We start from the raw sequence: 21,113 nt of genomic DNA on the forward strand, positions 1-21,113 counted from the left end.
TACCTTGACTGCATTGTTGGGAACGTAGTCTCTCACCTTTTGCATGTCCGCGGAGAGCTGTTGAACTTCAACTTCTTTCCAGTCTGCAGTTGGGTCTGCAAATTGCTCGCTTTCGCACGATGTCATGGCGATGACACCCACCCAAAAGCCTAGTTGAACCAGACGTTTAATCATTTTTTTAGGTTTTTAGTTGTTATTGACTAGGAATTGTTTGTTCTAAGTTCTGCTTCTTTTTCTTTCTTCCAGGTGAAGCCCATGAAGACAATAGAAAGGATGCAGGCCGCAATTAGCATGGTAAATCCTCCGGTCCATCCCCAAGTGTCTACCACCTTGCCCATTGCAACGTTGGCCAAAAGAGATGTTCCAATCATGTAGCCCATGAATCCGGTAAGTCCGGCTGCTGTGCCTGCTGCTTTCTTTGGCGCTAAGTCAAGGGCTTGTACCCCAATTAGCATAACCGGACCATAAATTAAGAACCCGATTGCAATTAGCGCAAGGCTATCGACAACAGGATGTCCGGCAGGGTTTAACCAGTAAACGAAAACAGCCGCCATTACTAATAACATAAATAGCATGGTTGTTACTGCACGTTTACCTTTAAAGAACTTGTCGCTTATGTATCCGCACACCAAAGTTCCAGGAATAGCGGCCCACTCGTAGGCAAAGTATGCCCATCCAATTTCCTTTATCGAGTATCCTTTAGCCTCTTTTAGATAGGTGGGAGCCCAGTCGAGCACACCGTACCTTACTAGGTATACAAATGCATTGGCAAATGCGATGAACCATAAAACTCTGTTGTTTAGAACATACTTAAAGAAGATCTCCTTGGTTGTAAGTTCCTTTTCTGAGTTTTTGGAATAGGTCGCTGGATAGTCGTTTTTGTACTCCTCGATAGGAGGTAAGCCACACGACTGAGGGGTATCCTTTATGAGGAAAAAGGCAAAAATTGCTATTACAATGGCAACAACCGCAGGGAATGTGAACACCCCGGCTTGCCACGTTCCGAACCATAGCAGACCTAATGCTGACATTGGTCCAATAATACCACCGCCAACGTTATGTGCTACATTCCAAAGCGCCATCTTAGTACCTCTCTCTTTGTGCGAGAACCAGTGCGTCATTACTCTTCCACAAGGAGGCCAGCCCATGCCTTGGAACCATCCGTTGAGAAACTGGAGGGAAAACATAATGGCAATAGACGATAGTCCTGCTTTTGTTCCCATAAACAGGGTAGTAATGGCCGATAGTATAAGGCCCAATGGAAGAAACTTTTTGGCGTTGCTTCGGTCGGATACGCTGCCCATCAAGAACTTGCTTAGTCCATATGCAATTGCCACACCTGACATTGCGATGCCAAGATCCGCTTTAGAGTATCCTTGGCTTACCAGTTCGGGCATTGCTAAGGAGAAGTTCTTTCGAACTAGATAGTAGCCAGCATAACCAAAGAAAATACCTATAAAGACTTTTATGCGCTGCTGATGGTAGACTCTGTCTATCTTATCAGCGCTTAGCCTTGGTTTATGCTCGGCAGGCTTTAGAAATGAAAACATGAAGATTGGTTTAGGTTAAATTAAGAATCCGTTTGCAAGAGCTGTGTAGGCTTCAACCTGTTGCTTTTGCCACTGCTCATCTTTGCCCAGCTCTTTTGCCATAATTTGGGCAACCTTTGGCGCCATTTCGATGCTGAGCTTGGCGTCGAGGAAGAGAACCCTTACTCTACGGGCAAGCACATCTTCTACCGTACGGGCCATTTCGTTACGAACAGCCCAAACAACCTCTGCTGCACGGTACTCGTGAGCGGGATGTAGCTTTTCAGCATATTCGGGTAACGCTATTATCTGATCCATATCCGAACCATAAACATATAGGTGGTTATTTAGATCGGGGTTTGGCCTATAGCCATGTATCTTAAACGTTTTGGTAGCGCATTTTTTTGCGGCTATACCTACATTTTTGATTGCGGTATCTACGGTATCTTCGGCCATCTTTCTAAAGGTGGTCCATTTACCTCCGGTAATGGTAATCAGGCCGCTGTCCGATACAATGATCTTATGGCTTCGCGAAATTTCTTTGGTGCTCTTACCTTCACCCTTTGGCGCAGCAAGCGGACGAAGCCCTGCAAATACCGAAAGCACATCCTTACGGGTAGGCTTTTTGGTCATATATCTTCCCGCAGTGTTTAGGATAAATTCGATCTCTTGTTCCAGCGCCTGAGGCTCCATTTCTGGCTTCTCGCGGAGGGTGTCGGTTGTTCCTACCACAACCTTGTTGTGCCAAGGCACAGCAAAGAGTACGCGTCCATCATCGGTTTTTGGAATCATTAGTGCATAGTCGCTTTGCAGGAACGATTTATCGAGCACTAGGTGTACCCCTTGGCTTGGACGAACCATATCTTTTGCTTCTGGTGTATCCATCTGCATTATAGAGTCTACGAATACGCCGGTTGCGTTTACTACGCTTTTGGCTTTTACCCTATAGTTACGATTGTTTTCGAGATCTGTTACTTCAACTCCTGCAACCTTGCCTCTGGCATCCTTTAGCAATCCGGTTACCTTAGTGTAGTTTACCACGCAACCTCCATTTTCTACACACGATTGAGCCACGTTAACCGCAAGGCGCGAATCGTCAAACTGTCCGTCGTGGTAAATTACGCCACCGTAAAGGCTGCTCTGCTTAAGCAGCGGAAGCTTCTTTATGGCCTTTTTCTTTCCAATATGTAACGATCGTCCTAGGCTTAGCCTTCCAGCAAGAACGTCGTAAAGTGTAAGTCCTATAGTATAGAATGCACCTTCCCACCAGCGGTAGTTTGGTATAATGAACGATTGGTTCTTAACCAAGTGTGGGGCATTTTTTAGAAGAAGTCCTCGTTCGTGTAGCGCTTCTAGTACTAATGCCACATCGCCTTGTCCGAGGTATCTTACCCCTCCGTGTACAAGTTTTGTGCTTCGGCTCGATGTTCCCTTGGTAAAGTCGGCTTGTTCTAGTAGCAAAACCTTTAGTCCACGGAGCGCTGCATCTAGGGCTGTTCCCAAACCTGTTGCTCCCCCACCTATTACCACAATATCCCAAACAATGCCTGTGTCCGCTAATTTATGAATCTGCTCTTCTCTTCTCATGATTGCTTCCTTTTTGTTTCCTTTTTACTATGTTTCGGAATAATTCCGAAACTACGATTAAAACCTTACGTAAAGTTTCGATGACAAATGCAAATGAAAGGATAAAAAATGAAAAACAAAACAAAACGAAAGTTTTTTTCATAAAAAGGCATAAAAAATTTTTTCATAAAAGAAATTGTTATATTTGAGGAAGTAGATTAAATCACATAGAATAGTATGAATATAGCAGATAGACACAAGTTTATACTTGATAAAGTTGTAAGAGAAGGAAATGTTTCGGTTTTAGAGTTAAGTGAAGAATTGGGTGTTTCGGCCGTAACTATTCGAAAGGATTTGAAATTTTTGGAGGAAAAAAAACTTCTTTTCCGAACGCATGGTAGCGCAAGCCACGTCGATCCTTACGTAAACGACCGTCCGGTTAATGTAAAGGAAAGTATTCAGGTGGATGAGAAGCGGCGTATCGCACTAAAAGCTGTCGAACTTATCAAACCCGAAGATTCCATTATTATAGCATCGGGGACTACTGTTCTTGAGGTTGCTCGCGCTATCGATTCTCACATAAAGTTAACGGTGCTTACCGCAGCAATGAACATTGCAGAGTCGCTGTTGGGGCATAAGGATGTGGAGATTGTAATGCTGGGCGGAGTGCTACGCAAGAGTTCTTTTTCAGCGGTAGGACCTTACGCCGAAAAGATGCTGAACGATTTTGCCTGCAGCAACCTTTTTCTTGGTGTAGATGGAATTGATATGGAGTTTGGCCTTACCACAACCAACATGCTCGAGGCGCACCTTAACCAAAAGATGATGAAGGCCGCACAGCGAACAATCGTTGTTGCCGATTCATCGAAGTTTGGCCGTAAGGGGTTTGGTAAAATTTGCGACCTTGAGGCTGTCGATACCATTATTACCGATAGTGGCATTAATCCCGCCTTCGTAAAGAAGATCGAGGAGGCAGGCGTTAAGCTGATTATAGCCTAGTTTAATTGTATCATGAGTTACCGACAGTGTTGCTCATCTTGTGTATTACGTCTTGATACTTGTTTCTGAAAACTACATTATCATTCTCATCAGTGGAACTAGCAAGGCAGTTGCGGCGCCCATCAAACCAATAGCAAGCCCGCTGATAGCCCCTTCTATGGCTCCGAGTTCCATTGCGCGCGCTGTTCCCATTCCGTGTGCAGCAGCACCTAATGCCAATCCACGCGCAATCTTGCTCGATACGCCCAGTTTGTCTAGCACAAATGGTCCTACGATTCCTCCAAATATTCCAACGGCAACAACAACAACTGCAGTTAGCGAAGGTAGCCCTCCAAACTTTTCAGAAATGCTCATGGCAATTGGTGTAGTAACCGATTTGGGCTGAAGCGTAGCAACAAGAGCTTCGTTTGCGCCCATTGCGTAGAGTACTACCGTAACGCTGGCAATGCCAACGATTGCCCCCACAAAAATCGAGGTAAGGATAGAAAGCAGATTACCCTTAATGTGGGTAACCTGATCGTATAGGGTAACACCAAGCGCTACAACGGTTGGGCCGAGCATAAAGTCAACGATGGAAGAACCTTGCTCGAAGGTTTGGTATTCAACATCAAATAGCTTTAGAACTACGATAATCAGGAATATGCTGGTAAGTAGCGGATGGAGAAGGCTTATTTTTGTTTTGCGGAATAGCCATAGGCTAAACGTGTAGGTTCCTAGCACAAAGGCAAGCACAAAAGCCTGCGAGGCGAATAGCTCCTTTACTGTTTCCATTTCTCCATTTTTTGTTGAATCCAACCTACGGTAATAATAACCAGCACGGTGCTAGCTATGCTCGATAACAAAATTGAAGCCCAGTACTTCTCTAGTATGGCAGTTGCCGTAACAATTCCAACCCCTGCCGGAAGGAAAAACAGCGACATGTTTTGAGTTAACGTGTTGGCTGTTGGACGAATTTTGTCTGCTTTTACAATTTTAAGGAGCAGCGATGCGAAAAGAAGGAGCATTCCAATAACGCTTCCTGGGACAAAGTTGTCGATCATGCTGCTAATCAAATTCCCAATGGTAAGGTGTAGGAAGATGATGAATAGGCCGTAAATCATGCTATTATTATGTTTAGGGCAAAGTTAGCCTCCTTTTAAGAACGTTGGCATGTTGGTTTTGAGTGATTAACAGATAAAAGGTTTATTAAGGATGAAGAGGTTGTGCCAAAGGTCGCCGAGAACTGTACTGCAGAAGTTCTTATCATAAGAAGTTAGAGGAATAATAGAGGTAGTAAGGTGGAGCGAGTAGGTAATAGACAAAAGCCCAGAAGGAGAGAAATTTGGTAACTCTAGGAAGGAGCGTGGGGGCTAGCTTATTTTTATGCTAACCCCTTTTAGCCTGTTTTACTGCAAGACATTTATACTTGTATACTTGAAACTCCGTTATCGCATCAGCACATAAACCAGTACCGATAACGTTGCTATTCCTGCAAGAACCGTAAATGCTTTCTGCCAAATGTTTAGGTTGGCATTTATTCCTGGAAGTCTTTTAACCCCCGAGAACATAGAATATACAGTTTTAGATCCTTTGTCGATGTATAGGCTAGTTGCCAAACCTACAATATGCAATCCAATAAGTGCTATTAATATTGCTATAAAGGTTTCATGCAGTTCTAGGTTTCCGTCAAAGTCCGAAAAACGGGCAGTCCCAAAGAAATCGGTATCAACGGATAATGCCGTAGCTAGTCCTGTTGCTGCAACGCATATACCTGTAATGATTATTAGCAGCATAACAATAGCTGCTGCAGGGTTGTGTCCCGTATAAAGGTGCTCCTCCGTTTTGATGTGCTTGGTGAAAGAGATCACCTTTTTGGGAGAGATGGGAAAGTCCTTAAATCGGGAGTAGCGAGGCCCGATAAAGCCCCATACTACCCGGAAGAGTAAGAGTGTGCCTATGCTCAGCCCAATTGCTGCATGGGTTTGCGTGTAATTGCTTAAAAGGTAGGCCAGCACGCAGCCTGCTGCTAAGTACCAGTGGAATATTCGTGTAGGTAGTGTCCAAACGTTTGTTTTCATAGGTTAGGTGGTTTTGTAGACCACCAAATTAGCTAAATTTTACAACTTATCAAAGGGGTGTCCTTCTAAACACAGAGTTTCATAGAGCATATATTTTGAAGACAACGGGAACAAAAAGAGTGTAAAACCACAAAAGGAGGGAATCCCCCTTTCTTTAGCTTCTTTAACTTCTCCATTATTCGAAGTTCATTACTATCCAATTTCTAGTGCTACTTTTACACTCTTTTGAAAACCTTCGACAGAAATATTGACAGCTAAATGAAAACATATAAAGTTCTGCTAGACGACTATCGTAATCCCGAAGACGTTTACTACCTTACTCACGATGAGGTTTACCTCGAACAAGGGTGGCTGGTGGTTCGCAGCTTCGAGGAGCTTACCGCGAACATTAGCGGGTACTACCATCGGGGCGCATTCCCCTATTTGGTATCGTTCGATAGCGCCATTTCGACAATGCACCTTAGTCGCGATAGTGGAAGTGTCGAAACCTTTGTGGAGAAGACCGCCGTCGATTGTGCCTGCTGGTTGGCAGAGTACGTGGCAAAGTATGCGCTCGAGCTGCCCGAGGTTAGAGTCCACTCTTCTGATGATGAAGCGGCTAAAAGTATCCTGAAGGTTTTTGATGCCTTTAAAGAGAAAAAGTAGCCTCAAATAATAAAAGAGGAAAGCTCCAGAATTACTCAGGGGCTTTCCTCTTTTTATTTTATAGGGTACACGGTTACTTTTTCAACTTCTGCTGCCTCTTGTTGCTTAGGTATCTTCTTACCGGAATATCGTAAATCACCATCATCAGGTATGCAAATCCAACCAGGAGAAGCGTTCCTGCTATTACGACAAAAGATAGCTCGCTAGTGCCAGGTTTGTTGCTGGTTAGGTAGCTGCCGAATATCCATATAGCGGCATAGTGCGTCATGTAGAGGGGATACGATATATTTCCAGAAAATACGCACAACTTTCTTTCCCCCATTGATAGCGTAGATCCGGCTCCTAGCGATACAAGTAGCGGGAAGTAGATTACTACAACCAGCACTTCTGCCAGCCAGTTCCACTTAAAGTGGGGCATTACGAATGCTAGCCCCAAAAGAATCGACAGGCTGATAAAGCCAAGCCTGTTTTTTATAATCAAATTAAACCTATAGATAAGAAGTCCAGCTAAAAACGAGAACGAAACACGAGCTCCTCCATGCCAAAAGGTATCGCCATTCCATCCGCCCAGTAGGTTACCCGATGTGTAGCCCACGTAGCCAATTACTGCTGTAGCTGCAACAGCTAAAATAGCCAAGTAGCGACGGTTTATCTTGCATAGGATAAGCGCATAGAAGATGTTGGCGATATACTCCCAAAAAAGAGACCACGAAGGAGCGTTGAGTCCGAATAGGTTAAATGCTCGATCTTCCATTGCCGGAAGGGGAATCAGGAAGGTGGTACAGAGGAAAAGTAGCGCTAACATCCCTGTGCTGTACATCCCCGAATGGCTTGCGAATGGATCGAAGAGGAAGCCCAATATGCCCAGTACAGCTCCTAGTATGATTAACGGATGCAGCCTTATGAGCCTCGACTTGAAGAACTCTTTTACTCCCATTGTGCCAATACGGCTATCATAGGCGTATCCGATTACAAATCCGGATAGGCAGAAAAAGAAGTCCACCGCTAAAAATCCGTGACCAATAAAGTTTTTGCTGGCATCCGGATAAATCCACTCCATAAAGTGGAAGATTACAACGGCCAAAGCGGCAACTCCTCTTAGGCCATCGAGGATCTCAAAATGCTGCTTGCCTTTTAGAATGTCTGTGGTTAGCTCTTTTCTGTTCATTGGTACTTATTAGAGGTTGCTTGAAAAACAGCCGATGGCAGGCTTGTGCTGTGTGCCGACCGAATGGCAAAGGAAGCATTTTTTTGTGTTTAGCGACTTCCAAAAGCTTAAAGAGTAGGGCAGGAGGAGCCTGAAAAAACTATAAGGTTGCTCGGATACCACAGATTCCCTTAAATCAGGCGATCAATGGTTTTTATTGGTTGTTTTTTGACTTTCTAGGTTCTCCCAGTGTTTGGCGATGGAGATGATTTTGTAGGTTGCATCGAGTGTACTTCGCGTGAAACCTGCTTTCCCATCAAAAATTCCTCCTTTTATGAAGTAAGACTTTATAAAGCGATGGAGTGCAGATAGTACTGCGCTGGTAATGGTGTAGTTTTTCCCCTTTTTTTGGTACTTGCTCTGTTCTTTTTCTGTGTAGCTGTTCATCTTTGTGAGGATGTTCTTAATCGAGGCATCTTCGATGTGGACTAGTGCAAGTTCCTTTTGCTTAAACGGGATCTTGTCTATGGTACCGTTGATAATGGGGCGGGAGTGTATTTCGGATGGCCAGAAGCTGCGGTCTTTTTGAAAGAAACGTAGCTGGTAGTCGGGATAAATGCTCCTCATGAACCGACCCATAAAGTAGTTGGCTCTTGGTATAAGCAGCCCTGATGTTGTCTTGTTATTCTTAGTAAAACGGTACAGGTATTTATTTAGAGATTCGGGAACCAGCTCATCGGCATCGAGCACTAACACCCATGGGTTTGTTGCTGCTGCAATGGCGTAGTTTCGAGCCGGCTCAACATACCCTGTTCGCTCGTGCATTACAATCTTACATCCAAATGATTTAGCGATATCGAGAGTACTGTCTTCACTGTACATGTCACAAATTACAACTTCATCAAAGCTTCTTACCGTTTCGAGGCATTGTTTAAGAGTGGATTCTGCGTTAAACGTGTTTATTACAACTGATATCATTGGAGTCAATTAAAAGGGAGGCAAATGTAGGTAATTCTGACTATATTGATATTTGTCCTTGATTATCTTAAAAATATTTCAGAGATAGTATTTGTAAAGGAATACCCTTGAAATAAGATTCCCGATCTTGATGCTTCTATCTAGTAACTCTTCCGATATTAAAAGTAAAGCGCAACCCTATGGCTGCGCTCTTATTTTGATTGCCTGTATGCTTACGCTTTTTACCAGTTCATTACGACCCTAAACTTACTGCTCGGCGGAACAATGGAGGTTTGGAAGTCGCTGTACTGTACGTATATCCTAATCGAACCCGGAGTAAAGTCAAAGTCGTATGTTTCTGTCCATAGGGCAGTCCCTTCGGCTTTGTGGGAAACGTAGGGTAGAGGCGCTTGTACGTTGTTGCTGGTGTACTTGTATACAAAAACATTCCCATTTTGAGCAATAAAGGGAGTGAGCTTCGGAATTACCAAGTCGGCATAGTAAAACGAGTTGTTCCCGTTTACGGTTCCGCTAAGCGTCCATTGGTTTACAGTCCATTCCGATACGTCCCAGCTGGTTCCTTCGCCGGGAGGGCCCTCTGGTCCTTCAGGCCCCATAGGCCCCATAGGTCCTTCGCATCCTAAAAGAAGGAAAGCGGCTACAAGTAAAGTTAGAAGTCTTTTCATGGTATTCTGCTTTTTTAAGATTTGAAATGGCTAAAAACTCCGTCATTATCATCGTTGCTACTGACGAGCAGGCAACATGTGTTAGCCTTTTTACGCTAGCCGAAGGTAACATTTTTAACCATAACCCAAAGTAGCAAAAAAGATGAGCGCAGCCGCTGGTGGTGGCTGCGCTTTTATTAGGTTGCTGCTAAATGTCGTACCAACTCTGCTACATGCTTCCAGCTAAGTCGAAACCTTCGGCAAGCCTTGTGCTTGTTGGTTAAAGCTTGCCGAGCATAGCGTGTGGCCAACTCTCCAATTATTTATCTAGCTAATCGAATAGGTAGAAACCTTCGGAGTTTACAACTATAACATGCTTATTATTCGTAATGATGGTCTTTATTCTATTCAAGGAATAAATAGAGTAGTCAAGAGAAATCTTTCTTACCAAGCTCATCTTTCCATTCTGCATACCTGCTATTTTGTACCAGTAAAGGACGTCGTTTGCAATAAGCATTAGGTTGTTATCATCATCAATCTGCCAATAAGCAATATCCTTAAATGGAAGGTTTAGCCTGTTTACTTTCGACCTGTCAAAATAGTAGATTCCATCTTCCTGTATCTGAAACCAGATATTACCAATGTGGTCTTGATATATTTTTTGGTAGTCGATATCGCCATTCTTTGATGTAGGATATAACCTCCATCGCTTCGATACTATATCGTAGGTAACAACGCTATGCTTTCCAAACATATGTATAACATCTTTCTTATTGACGTATATTCGATTTAGCAACCAAAAGGAGTTCATTTTATACTCTTCAACCTCTTTCTGCTTAACGCTATCCAAGGCTGCTTTTATGTTCCTTTTGGTGTCTTGGGTTTCATTTATCAGCTCGCCATTTTCAACCTTCCAGCGATTCCCTTGGCTATCCTTATTTGTATTGTAAAAGTTATAGCCTATTCCAGTTTTGCCAGTAACGGACTTACTCCATACTTTATCTGACCATAACTTTATAGGAAGGTTGTATAGGTAATCGTTTTTGTTCAATTCGAGGAGCTTGTAAATTGTCTTAAACGAAGATCCATCGACACCTGGCAGCGTTTTGTACGTTCCATTTTCGTATTTTACGATACCCCCATAGTAGGTAATAATGTAGATCGAATTGTTGTTAGCGAGTATGGTGTTCGAATAGTCGAGATCGCAGTCGTTCCCTAACGATGCCGTAAAGTTAGAGGCAGCAACCAGTACCGGCTGCTGGTTGTTTCGTAGCTTCTCCTCCCAGCCATTCTCGATATAGTTTAGGTAGTAGCTCTTTTCGTCCGACCTATAGCTAGTGTACCATATGTTGCCTTTGGTATCGACCCCAATCATTTTCGAGAAATTGAGCTTTAGCATATAGTCGCTCTTGTCCGACAAAAAGTACACTGCGCTAGAATCTTTATTGGCAGCTACTATGTAGTCACGATACCGATAGTAGCCGCTGTAGAAATGGGGCAGATAGCACTTGTCTATACCTTTAACAAACGACTGGTATTGGGCAGAATTCTGCTTGTCCACCAGCTCTACACCCTTGCTGCTATACTTAAGCAGGCCTGTTTTCGTAATGGCAACCAGCTCCTTATTCGAATTGCAGCAGAATTTATTGGTGCGTAGGCTTTCTTTTACAGCGTATCGCACGCCTCCTTTTTGGTCAATAAGGTAGATGTCGTCGTTTGCTATTGCCCATATCCCATTTTCGGCATCGTATATCTCGCGAATACTTGCATTGCTACCATTCTTCTTAATGTAGTATACCAGCGTATCCTTTTGCCTTAAGAGGTATATTTTCGAGTCTTCGAGCATCCATTTTTCATTTGCCTTTTCGACAACGCACTTAGGATGGTTAAACGGATTGCTGTCGAACATATAGCGTAGCGAATCTGTACTTAAAATCTTCACGCTACCTATACTGCTACTAAAGGTGAAAAGAATCTGACCATCGATATAGCTAGAGGCACCTCCTAACGACCAGTAGTTTAAAGGAAAATATTTTTTACCGGAACGTAATGCCTCACCTCAATCTCCCAGCTTTTAGCTAGCTCGTTGCTACCATTGGCCTGATTGTAATCGTATAAGCGAAAACCTTCTGGTCTGGTACTATTTTGCGAAAAAGCGGATGCCGAAATTAACACACCTGCTAAGGCAATGAAAAATTTGCTAAAGGTTGTCCCCATATTCATCAAAATGATTCTGATTGCTTACTCCGTTATCCCAAAGCCTAGATGCTGTCTGCGCATTTTACGTTCGGTACACGAGTGTTATTTGTAAGCGCAAAGATAGTTTTCCGATCCTATTTTGTCTCCGCTAAGCGTAGCGTCCTCGCTACGCTTTTGTCTTTAGCGGCCTCTGGCCGCTTTCTATGGCAGGCCAGAGGCCTTGGCTACCCGAGCGTAACGAGGACGCTACGCTCAGCAGGGGCGGAGCGAGAAACTGCGGCCTACAAATTAGCCATCGATCACCATAGCTTGAAATTGGTAAACGATTTCCACTTGCCGTTAACCTTTAGTATCTCGCCAAAGCTATAGCTTATGGTAGCCTCTTTAGAGGAGCACTTAACGAATATTTCCTCAAAGAGTATTTCGGGGCAGCCGCATTCGTTGAGCTTTTCGGGCATCAGCTTTCTCTCGAATCCTTCAAATTTTAGGTCATCAAGCTGATTCATGCGCTCTAGCTTCAACGAGTAGTTGTACAGCTTTTCGGTATAGTGGGCTTTCACAGAGTCGAGCAGCTGGGGCGATTGGTTGATGACTCGTGGTATTCTTCGGTATTCGCACTTGCGCTTATTCATGTACGTAATGGTTCCCTTGTCGGGGATAATCTTTTCGATAAACTCCCTGATCTTTTGCCTATCCTTCGACTTTATTACCTCAACGCTCTCCTTGTAGAGCGATTCAATGCTATCAAACCCTTTTGAGGGCACGGTGCCAAATGATACTATGCTAATGCAAACGGCAAGCAGCGTTAGTTTAAGTCTCTTCATCGGTGCTGTTTTGTATGTTAACTAAAGTTTTCTATTTGGTGAATGCTTTACTTCGCGTAAGCACCCCCCACGCCTTTACTCTTTGCAGCCGCCTGCTATTTTTTGCTTTAGGCTATAAATTCTGGTTGCAGGAGCGGTACAAGGATGCTCCGCTTAACCGTGGTCCATACCTACTAAAGGGCATACTTAATACCTACAACCAACCCCGCAGAGTTTGTTTTGATGTCAGTGCTGTAGATGTTGCGTAGCCCCAAGTTCTCCACAACACCAAGATCGAGTACTATCCTGTTATAAATAGGGATGTAAGCTCCAGCACCCACCGTAATACCAAAATCAAATCGTTTGAAGTCGCTGGTTGTAGGCGAAAGATATGAGCTGATGGTAATACTCCCAAGATCCTTCCATTTCTCGGTGTACTTTAGCAGATACCCTATAAAAACGCCTCCGTTAATGTACCCTTTGATTTTCCCCCCGGTTTGGAACGATGCCTTAATGGGAAGAATGAGGTAGTCGAAGTTGAGGTGCATTTCTGGTGATGCGGTCTTAGATCCGATATAGTCTAGCATTGAAAATTTGGCAGTTTTTCCTCCCTTTCTTTCGTATCCTAAACCGGTACTAATCGACAGATTTGGATAAACGCTGTAGCTGGCCGTTATTGCGCATCCATTGCCAAGCTTGCTCTTTAGCTCATCGATGGGCTCGCTACCGCGGAGCGAGGTGATGGTTGTGGCTGATTCTACCCCAACGGTTAGCTTCGACGATTGCCCTAAGGCCGAAATGGCAAATGCCAACATTAGCGGAACGATTATGAATCTTTTCATTTTTTAGGTATGCTATTTTTTTAGAAGGAGCAAATGTAGGTATTCCTATGCAAAGCTTCAGCCTCAACCGAACGTAGAGATGCATTCAAAGTCCCTTTACCCGCAACGCCCATTCGTAGAGCCGCGATTCATCGCGGCTCTTTAATTTGTCTCCGTTCGGCGAAGGCTCCTGCCTTCGTCGTTCCTATCCCCGTAGAATGAAGCTACGCACTAGCTTAACGCTTGTAGGCTTTAGCCTACTTGGATAGATTCGACTGAGGCAGGAGCCTCAGCCTAACGAGGGATTAATGACATGTTTCTATGTCCTTATGCTTATTTTATATTGATGTTGAATTCATTATTTCAGATAATATTAATTCATTCATTTTTTCTTGATCGTCAAATTTGAATATGTCCGTATTGTATCCAATATATATTCTATTGCTTACTTTTTCAATTTCTTCATTGGATATGTTCGCTTTTTTTATAAATGTATTTTTTATTTTTCTTTCTTCTCTAGGAAAAAAAATATCCATATTTTCTGCTAACTCTTTTCCTTTGTGAAATAAGATTAAATGGCCGCCAGTTTTTGCTATTTTTTTACCAATATATTCCCACCATATTTTGTCTGTTTCTCCCATAGAAAGACCAAATAGGCAAATTATATCCGATCTTTCTATTGTTTCTATGCACTCTTGATCTATTAAGTGCTTTAAATTTTTATTTAACTCTTGTTTTATCAATGTTTCTGCAATTTCTGCATTGATTTTAAATTTTTCATTTTTTATTTGAGAAGCATCGTTCACACCAAGTATCATTCTTTCATTGTAAAATCCATGTATATGATAAATGTTTTGTATTTTGCAGCCAGGATGATTAACGATATCAATTGGTTTGTTTTCATATTTTAATATTTGTTCTAATGATTTTGAGTAGTTGAACGTTATAATATTAATTGTTGTATTATTTGGACTTATAAATGATAATCTTGCTCTTTCAACACTACTTCTGTCTCCTCTAACTAAATATATTTCTGGATGTAATAAATCTTCATAGCATTTTGATGTTGTATTAATACTTATTTCATTTGAATCGTACTCTTGTTTTTTTATGAAATCAGATAGATTGCTCCTGATATCATTGAATACTGTGTCAAACTCTGTTAGGTCTTTTAAATTCTCAGTGTATTCTCCTAATCCTAATTCAAGATCTGACCAGTTTTCATAATTGATAATTAGATCGTTTTTTAATCTTCTTATTATTTCATTTTCTGAAGGCTGTGCTTTGTAATATTTGTAAAAATCATAATAACTTGTTTTTTTACCTATATTCAAATCAAATCCATTACCAATTAAAAAAGTTATGTTCATTTTTGTGATGCAAATTTATGTTGTGTCGATTGGTTTCTAGTTTGGTAAATGTTCTTTTAATATATCAAATGAATTATTGATGTCTTTTATGGCATCTCTTATTTCGTCTGCTTCAAAAGATGAATTGGGAATTTTTAAATATTCAACCTGAGAGTTTAACTTTTCGATTCCTTCTTCTAAATCTTTACTCCGTTAAGTGTAGTTTAACCTCCGTTCGGCGAAGGCTCCTCTGTTAGGCGTAGGCTCTGCCTACGCCTATGTATTTCTGCGTCCTCTGGCCGTATTCGGTAAACCTCAAAGCCGCCTCTATGCTAAATAGCGGTCCCGGTTCTATCCCCTCTGTTCGGCTGCGTCTCCAAGCCTTCGTCGCCTCTATCCCCACAGGCTCTCGCCAGCGAAAGCCGAAAGAACTTCCAAATATATCCACATTCCCCCTTACATTATCCTCCATCAGCTAAAAAATAATCTACAAAAAATGGCTTTACACGCTACCACAGCCACATACAGGTAAAATATTTTTAGTTGTAGCTAAAAAAAGTTGTAGAAAATCTTGGTTATGTTAACCAAAGTGTTTAGCTTTAGGTCGGTTCAAAACTTAAGTATAACCTAAAAATGAATAATTATGGCAAGTACATCTGAAACTGGACACGCCAAGAACGTGGATAACCTAGGACTACTAATCTCTAACATCGCCAGCTACGGCGATAGGTACAAGCCCACCAATCCCTCTATTTTACTCGAAGCGCTTAAGAAGATGGAAGCCGACGGACGTGCCGCCGTTCTCGCTGTTAACGATGCCATGCCCATCTATAGCCGAGCCACCATCGAGCGCGATAACGCTTTTGCACCGCTAGGTCAGCTGGTAACCCGTTCGCTCAACTCGCTTCGCGCTTCCAGCTCGTCCGAGCAAACCGATGAGGCAGCCTCTGCCATCGTTCGTAAGATAAGGGGTAACCGCACCACTGCCAAGACTGCTGCTGCTACCGATGTTAAGGTGGCCACCGTTTCTACCTCGCAGCAGAGCTACGACAGCGTAATCGACAACTACGAGCGCTACATTCAGTATATTGCCGCTACTCCCGAGTACGCGCCCAACGAGGATGATATCAAGCTCCCTGTGCTCAAAGCCCTAGCGGTGGATCTGCGCGCCAAGAATACCGCCTGCAACAACGCCAAGGTTGCCATCGATAATGCCCGCATGGCCCGCAACCGCGTGCTATACACTCCCCTTACCGGCTTGGTAGACGTGGCTCTCGATGCCAAGACCTACATCAAGTCGCTATTTGGCTCTACCAGCCCCGAGTACAAGCAGGTGGCCAAGATCGATTTTACCAAGGCATAGTCAGGTCGCTCTTGCCTTTCGGCTTCCGAGCATTGCCGGACACCCCATCGTATAAAAGGCGGGAGTACACCGAAAGGTTGCTCCCGCCTTCTTTATGCCGATAGCCGTCCCCAAGCTTTTGCCCTCCCGTCTGCCACTTTTCGGTTCCCCACTGTAGCTTCTTGCTTCCCGTTTGTAGCTTTTCGTTTCCTGTCTGTGACTTTTGGCTTCCCGTCTGAGACTTTTCGGCTCCTGTCTGTAGCTTTTGGCTTCCCGTCTGAAGCTTTTCGTCTCCCGTTTGTAGCTTTTGGCTTCCCGTCTGAAGCTTCTCGTCTCCCGTCTGAAGCTTTTCGCTTCCTGTCTGTCACTTTTCGCTTCCCGGCTGTAGCTTTTAGCTTCATGATTACTACCTAAAGCTAAAACAGCAACCACTAATCTCCTTATGGCATCCTGTTAAGCCGCAACCCTAAAATCTCCGTGCCCTTAGTGCCATCCTCCGTGCCCTTTGTGATAAAAGGGCATCTAATATCTCACATCTCAATCCTTGCCCCTAAAAACAAAAGGCCCCGGAGCAACCCCAGAGCCTTTCGTTCTATCGTATCAAGATGTCAGTCTAACGTCTAACATCTAATATCTAAAATCTAGATGTGAATCACCTCCCCGTAAGCCGCCGCAGCCGCCTCCATGATAGCCTCGCTCATGGTAGGGTGGGGGTGGATCGCCTTAATAATCTGGTGACCGGTAGCCCCAAGGTTTTGGGCTAGTACCATTTCGGCAACCATCTCGGTAACGTTGGCACCAATCAGGTGAGCACCCAGCAGCTTGCCATCCTTGGCATCGAAGATCACCTTCACGAAGCCATCCCTAGCGCCGGCAGCCGTAGCCTTGCCCGATGCGGTAAATGGGAACTTGCCCACCTTCACCTCGTGTCCGGCCTCGATGGCCTTCTTCTCGGTAAGCCCCACCGATGCCACCTCGGGCGTGGTGTAGGTACATCCGGGGATGATGCTGTAGTCTACAGGATGCACGTCCATGCCGGCAATCTTCTCCACGCAGCAGATACCCTCGGCCGATGCCACGTGGGCAAGCGCTGGTCCTGCAACGATATCGCCAATGGCGTACACACCCTCGATGTTGGTGCGGTAGAACTCGTCAACGATCACCTTACCGCGCTCGTTGGCTACGCCTACCTCCTCAAGGCCCAAGCCTTCGAGGTTGGTGGCAATGCCCACTGCCGATAGAACGATGTCTGCCTCTACCGTCTCTTCTCCTTTTTTTGTTTTGATGATGACCGAGCACTTCTCGCCGGTAGTATCCACCGAAAGCACCTCGCTGTTGGTCATCACCTTGATGCCTGCCTTTTTGAACGAGCGCTCGAGCTGCTTCGATACCTCCTCATCCTCCAGCGGAACGATGTTAGGAAGGAACTCCACCAGCGTAACCTTCGTTCCGATGGCGTTGTAGAAGTAGGCGAACTCGCTACCAATGGCGCCCGAGCCCACTACAACCATCGACTCTGGCTGCTTGGCAAGCGTCATTGCCTGACGGTATCCGATGATCTTTTCACCATCGATGGGCAGGTTAGGAAGCTCGCGGCTGCGTGCACCCGTTGCAAGGATAATGTGGTTAGCCTCTACCGTGGTTACGGTACCATCGGCTGCGGTAACCTCTACCTTATGTGGGGCAACCAGCTTGCCGAAGCCCTGTATCACCTCAATCTTATTCTTTTTGAAAAGGAACTGAATGCCCTTGCTCATGTTATCGGCCACCCCGCGACTGCGCGCTACGATTGCCGCAAAGTCTGGTTTGATGGTGCCATCAACCACCACGCCGTACTCGGCTGCATGGTGGGCGTACTCGTATACCGATGCGCTCTTAAGCAGCGCCTTGGTTGGGATGCATCCCCAGTTTAGGCAGATACCACCAAGTTCGGCACGTTCAACAACGGCCACCTTCATGCCCAGCTGGCTCGCGCGGATGGCTGCCACATAGCCTCCAGGACCGCTACCTATAACTATCAGGTCAAAATTCATCTTGTTAGTTTTATTTTGTGTCAAGTGTTTCGTTTACTAAAAGAGACGTTAGATATTAGATTTTAGATGATAGAAGGGGTTGATTGTTATTTTTTCATTTCTTCTTCCTAATTCCTAATGTCTCGAGTCTTTCCTCTGCTTTATCCTCCCGCTTAGGCGGGAGGTAGGGGTGGGTTTGCGTCTTTCCCAATATCATCTGTATACCTTACTAATCCCTTTGTGCCCCTTAGTGCTTACCTTAATGTCCTTCGTGTTCAACTATCCGTGTAAATCTGTTCAATCAGTAAAATCAGTGTTCTAATATTCTCCCTACTCCCTAGCTCTTCCTCTAACTTCTGAAATAACTCCGTCTAACTTCCTCTAACTCCTTTTTACCTTCTTCAAAAACTCCACCCCCTTACACCCCAACCATATCACCGACTGCGCAAGTATGATAGCCGCCCCCGAAGGCAAATTCACCTCAAAGCTGATGTACAATCCCACCAGCATCCCCACAAATCCGAGCACGATGGAGGCAACCATTATGCACTTAAAATCTTTGTAGAAGATATTGGCCGTAACAACCGGAATAGTCAGCAGCGCAATCAGCAGGATAATCCCCACCACCCGAATGCACATCACAATGGTAACCGAAATAAGGATTATCATCATGTAGTTTACCAGCTTCACCGCAGCATTTTGCGAGATGGCAAACTCCTTGTCGAAGGCTATATAAAGGATAGTTCGAAGTCCAAAAATGAAAAGAAGCAGCAGCACCACGTCGAGGGCCAGCATCACCGCAAGGTCAACCTTGGTAACACCCAGCAGTCCCCCGAAGAGGAAGCTCATCAGGTTTGGCGCGTAGCCCGGCGTCATCGAAACGAAGATCACCCCGATGGCAGTACCCAATGCCCAAAGTATTCCGATAGCCGAATCCTCGCGCATCTTGGTCTTATCGGCAAAGAACTCAATCCCCATTGCCGAAAGCACCGAGAATACGAAGGCACCCAGAATAGGGTTCAGCCCCAGGTAGTAGGCAATCCCAATCCCCCCAAACGACGAGTGGGTTATGCCTCCGCTGAGGAACACCAGCCGCTTGGCCACAATGTAGGTGCCAACAATTCCGCAGGCGATGCTCACCAGCAGCCCGGCGATAAAGGCGTTCTGCAGGAATTGATACTGGAATATGTCGTTTACGAATTCTACCATTACTTCTTATTATGATTTTCGAGAACGGTATGCGGAATATGCCCGTGCGTGATAAGCTGTATCGGACAGTTGTAGTTGTCCAGCTGCTCCTGGCTGATGATGTTCGACGGGTGGAGGTGCAGCCCTCGGTTCACGCAGGCAATCGACTTTACGTATTGGCTCACTGTTCCAAGGTCGTGCGTAACGATCACGATAGCCATCTGCTCGTTTAACTTGGTTAGCAGCTCGTAGAGTTCACCCTCAAACTTGTTATCCACGTAGGTGTTTGGCTCGTCGAGTATCAGCAGCTTCGGCTTCGATATCAGCGCACGGCTAAGGAATGCCCGCTGCATCTGTCCACCCGATAGCTCGCCGATCACCTTCTTTCGGAGATGCTCAATGCCGGTCCTCTCCATCAGCTCGCGTGCAAGCGCCTTATCCTGCTTGGAGTATCGGGTAAAGATACCCTTCCTCGACATGATGCCCGAAAGCACCACCTCCTGAACGGTTATAGGAAATTTCTTGTCGATGTTATTTACCTGTGGAAGATACCCGATGAAGTCGCGCTTGCCATCGGTCGAGCCATGCAGCTTTACCTTTCCCGAAAAGGGAGGAAGGATGCCCAAGATTACCTTAAGCAGCGTAGTCTTTCCGCCTCCATTTGGTCCGATAATGCCAATGTAGTCCCGCTCGTTAATGGTCAGGTTAACGTGCTCGATGGCAGCAACGCCGTCGTATCCGGTGGTAATATCGGTTAACTCAACCAGCCTTTCACTCATCGGTTAGCGGAATAAAGTGCGTTAATTATATGGTTTGTGCTTTCTGGCCAATCGTATGCAAAGGTATTTATTGGTTCGATAGTAGCGCCAACTTCGCCGGCAAAACTTTTTATCAGGCTTAGGTCGAACTCCTTTTGCACGAATATCGTTTTGATGCCGGCCTCTTTAGCCTGCGATACAAGCCGCTTCATGTAGTCGGCGGCAGGCTCCTTACCATCCTTTTCGATGGATATCTGTTCCAAACCGTAGTCGCTGGCAAAGTAGCTTAGCGCCGGATGGTAGATGATAAACTTTTTAATCTTCAGATTAGCCAGCTTGCTTTTTGCCATCGCATCGATGCTGTCGATGGAGGCAACTAGTTTAATGTAGTTCTTTTCGTAGGTCGATTTGTTCTTCGGATTAAGGGCTACCAGCTCGTTAAGCGTTGCCGTTGCCATAGCCTTGTAGTTGGCAGGCGATAGCCAGATGTGAGGGTCCATTCCACCATGATGGTGTTCGTGTCCATGCTCCTCGCACTCCTCGTGGCTACACGAACCTTCAACCATTCGTACGCCTTCCGATAGGTTGGTATATTTCAGCTCAGGATTGTTCGTCTTTATGTTGTCGATCCATTTCTGCTCAAACTCCAGCTCGCTTATACCAAGGTACAGCTTCGACTTTGCCACATCCTTCATCTGCGATGGCGTAGGCTCGTAGGTCTCCTGACAGGCGCCTGTTGCCACCATTACGTTTACATCAAACTCATCCCCCGATATCCTATCCACAAGGTATTTGATGGGAGGGATGCTTACGGTTATTGTCGTTTTATTGCTGTCTGTCGATTTGTTTCCACAAGCCGTAAATCCCCAAACCAATGCAATTGCACCCAGTGCTGTTACAGCTTTACTAAATACTTTTTTGTAGTTCATCTCTTTCTTTAAGTTCTTTAATCTGTCAATATACAGTTATTGCGACTAAATGTTCACTCTTTAGGTTCGCTCGAAGCAAGAATCTTATGTTATTAGCCAAGGTTGCCTGAGGCTTACTCCCCTCCTTTTAAAGGAGGGGTGCCCGAA

At 44.8% G+C, this 21,113-nt stretch carries 19 protein-coding genes; 3 read left to right on the forward strand and 16 right to left on the reverse strand.

What is annotated here, in order from left to right; all coding sequences use genetic code 11:
- Positions 1–200: 200 nt before the first annotated feature.
- Together glpT and CLV25_RS10585 are read right to left on the reverse strand one after the other, a co-directional pair.
- Complete coding sequence (gene glpT / locus CLV25_RS10580) at positions 201–1,550, reverse strand: glycerol-3-phosphate transporter (protein WP_131839624.1); 1,350 nt, start codon at positions 1,548–1,550, stop codon at positions 201–203.
- Between the two features lie 15 nt (positions 1,551–1,565).
- Positions 1,566–3,116, reverse strand: coding sequence for a glycerol-3-phosphate dehydrogenase/oxidase (locus CLV25_RS10585; protein WP_131839625.1), 1,551 nt, complete (start codon positions 3,114–3,116; stop codon positions 1,566–1,568).
- 216 nt (positions 3,117–3,332) lie between these two features.
- Between CLV25_RS10585 and CLV25_RS10590 the strand changes: the two genes are divergently transcribed.
- The gene (locus CLV25_RS10590) at positions 3,333–4,094 is read left to right on the forward strand and encodes a DeoR/GlpR family DNA-binding transcription regulator (RefSeq protein ID WP_131839626.1); all 762 of its coding nucleotides are present in this window, start codon (positions 3,333–3,335) and stop codon (positions 4,092–4,094) included.
- Between the two features lie 72 nt (positions 4,095–4,166).
- On the opposite strand, the gene CLV25_RS10595 is transcribed toward CLV25_RS10590, so the two are convergent.
- From CLV25_RS10595 to CLV25_RS10605, 3 genes are all read right to left on the reverse strand, one after another.
- Positions 4,167–4,865 carry an LrgB family protein gene (locus tag CLV25_RS10595; RefSeq protein ID WP_131839627.1) on the reverse strand — a complete coding sequence of 233 codons (699 nt, stop codon included), beginning with the start codon at positions 4,863–4,865 and terminating at the stop codon, positions 4,167–4,169.
- Positions 4,853–5,194, reverse strand: a complete 342-nt coding sequence (locus CLV25_RS10600) for a CidA/LrgA family protein (protein WP_131839628.1) — start codon at positions 5,192–5,194, stop codon at positions 4,853–4,855. The genes CLV25_RS10595 and CLV25_RS10600 overlap by 13 nt, the downstream gene beginning before the upstream one ends.
- Before the next feature lie 324 nt (positions 5,195–5,518).
- On the reverse strand, positions 5,519–6,151 hold the full coding sequence (locus CLV25_RS10605) for a cytochrome b/b6 domain-containing protein (RefSeq protein ID WP_131839629.1): 633 nt from the start codon (positions 6,149–6,151) through the stop codon (positions 5,519–5,521).
- A 258-nt stretch (positions 6,152–6,409) separates the two neighbouring features.
- On the opposite strand from CLV25_RS10605, the gene CLV25_RS10610 reads away from it, so the two are divergent.
- Positions 6,410–6,796: a cyclic-phosphate processing receiver domain-containing protein gene (locus tag CLV25_RS10610; protein ID WP_131839630.1), complete on the forward strand. Its 387-nt coding sequence runs from the start codon at positions 6,410–6,412 to the stop codon at positions 6,794–6,796.
- A gap of 73 nt (positions 6,797–6,869) precedes the next feature.
- Here the strand turns inward: CLV25_RS10610 and CLV25_RS10615 are convergent, their stop codons facing one another.
- The 7 genes from CLV25_RS10615 to CLV25_RS10645 all read right to left on the reverse strand — a co-directional run bounded on the left by CLV25_RS10615 (position 6,870) and on the right by CLV25_RS10645 (position 14,758).
- Positions 6,870–7,964, reverse strand: coding sequence for an acyltransferase family protein (locus CLV25_RS10615; RefSeq protein ID WP_131839631.1), 1,095 nt, complete (start codon positions 7,962–7,964; stop codon positions 6,870–6,872).
- A 183-nt stretch (positions 7,965–8,147) separates the two neighbouring features.
- Positions 8,148–8,921, reverse strand: a complete 774-nt coding sequence (locus tag CLV25_RS10620) for a glycosyltransferase family 2 protein (protein WP_131839632.1) — start codon at positions 8,919–8,921, stop codon at positions 8,148–8,150.
- Between the two features lie 221 nt (positions 8,922–9,142).
- Positions 9,143–9,586: a hypothetical protein gene (locus tag CLV25_RS10625; RefSeq protein WP_131839633.1), complete on the reverse strand. Its 444-nt coding sequence runs from the start codon at positions 9,584–9,586 to the stop codon at positions 9,143–9,145.
- A 310-nt stretch (positions 9,587–9,896) separates the two neighbouring features.
- On the reverse strand, positions 9,897–11,507 hold the full coding sequence (locus tag CLV25_RS10630; protein WP_131839634.1) for a hypothetical protein: 1,611 nt from the start codon (positions 11,505–11,507) through the stop codon (positions 9,897–9,899).
- A 556-nt stretch (positions 11,508–12,063) separates the two neighbouring features.
- Complete coding sequence (locus CLV25_RS10635) at positions 12,064–12,588, reverse strand: hypothetical protein (protein ID WP_131839635.1); 525 nt, start codon at positions 12,586–12,588, stop codon at positions 12,064–12,066.
- 173 nt (positions 12,589–12,761) lie between these two features.
- Complete coding sequence (locus CLV25_RS10640) at positions 12,762–13,409, reverse strand: porin family protein (protein WP_131839636.1); 648 nt, start codon at positions 13,407–13,409, stop codon at positions 12,762–12,764.
- Positions 13,410–13,726: 317 nt separating this feature from the next.
- Positions 13,727–14,758, reverse strand: coding sequence for an AbiH family protein (locus tag CLV25_RS10645; protein ID WP_131839637.1), 1,032 nt, complete (start codon positions 14,756–14,758; stop codon positions 13,727–13,729).
- 622 nt (positions 14,759–15,380) lie between these two features.
- Here CLV25_RS10645 and CLV25_RS10650 point away from each other — a divergent pair.
- Positions 15,381–16,100, forward strand: a complete 720-nt coding sequence (locus CLV25_RS10650; protein ID WP_131839638.1) for a hypothetical protein — start codon at positions 15,381–15,383, stop codon at positions 16,098–16,100.
- A gap of 620 nt (positions 16,101–16,720) precedes the next feature.
- On the opposite strand, the gene lpdA is transcribed toward CLV25_RS10650, so the two are convergent.
- From lpdA to CLV25_RS10675, 4 genes are all read right to left on the reverse strand, one after another.
- Positions 16,721–18,112: a dihydrolipoyl dehydrogenase gene (lpdA, locus tag CLV25_RS10660; RefSeq protein ID WP_131839640.1), complete on the reverse strand. Its 1,392-nt coding sequence runs from the start codon at positions 18,110–18,112 to the stop codon at positions 16,721–16,723.
- Positions 18,113–18,472: 360 nt separating this feature from the next.
- Positions 18,473–19,300 (reverse strand): metal ABC transporter permease, encoded by an 828-nt coding sequence (locus CLV25_RS10665; protein WP_131839641.1) that lies wholly within the window; start codon positions 19,298–19,300, stop codon positions 18,473–18,475.
- Positions 19,300–20,058, reverse strand: coding sequence for a metal ABC transporter ATP-binding protein (locus CLV25_RS10670; RefSeq protein WP_131839642.1), 759 nt, complete (start codon positions 20,056–20,058; stop codon positions 19,300–19,302). Before CLV25_RS10670 ends, CLV25_RS10665 begins: the two co-directional genes overlap by 1 nt.
- Positions 20,055–20,966 (reverse strand): metal ABC transporter solute-binding protein, Zn/Mn family, encoded by a 912-nt coding sequence (locus CLV25_RS10675; RefSeq protein WP_131839643.1) that lies wholly within the window; start codon positions 20,964–20,966, stop codon positions 20,055–20,057. Before CLV25_RS10675 ends, CLV25_RS10670 begins: the two co-directional genes overlap by 4 nt.
- Between the last annotated feature and the right edge of the window lie 147 nt (positions 20,967–21,113).

It is taken from the genome of Acetobacteroides hydrogenigenes (assembly GCF_004340205.1).
Taxonomy (GTDB): domain Bacteria; phylum Bacteroidota; class Bacteroidia; order Bacteroidales; family ZOR0009; genus Acetobacteroides; species Acetobacteroides hydrogenigenes.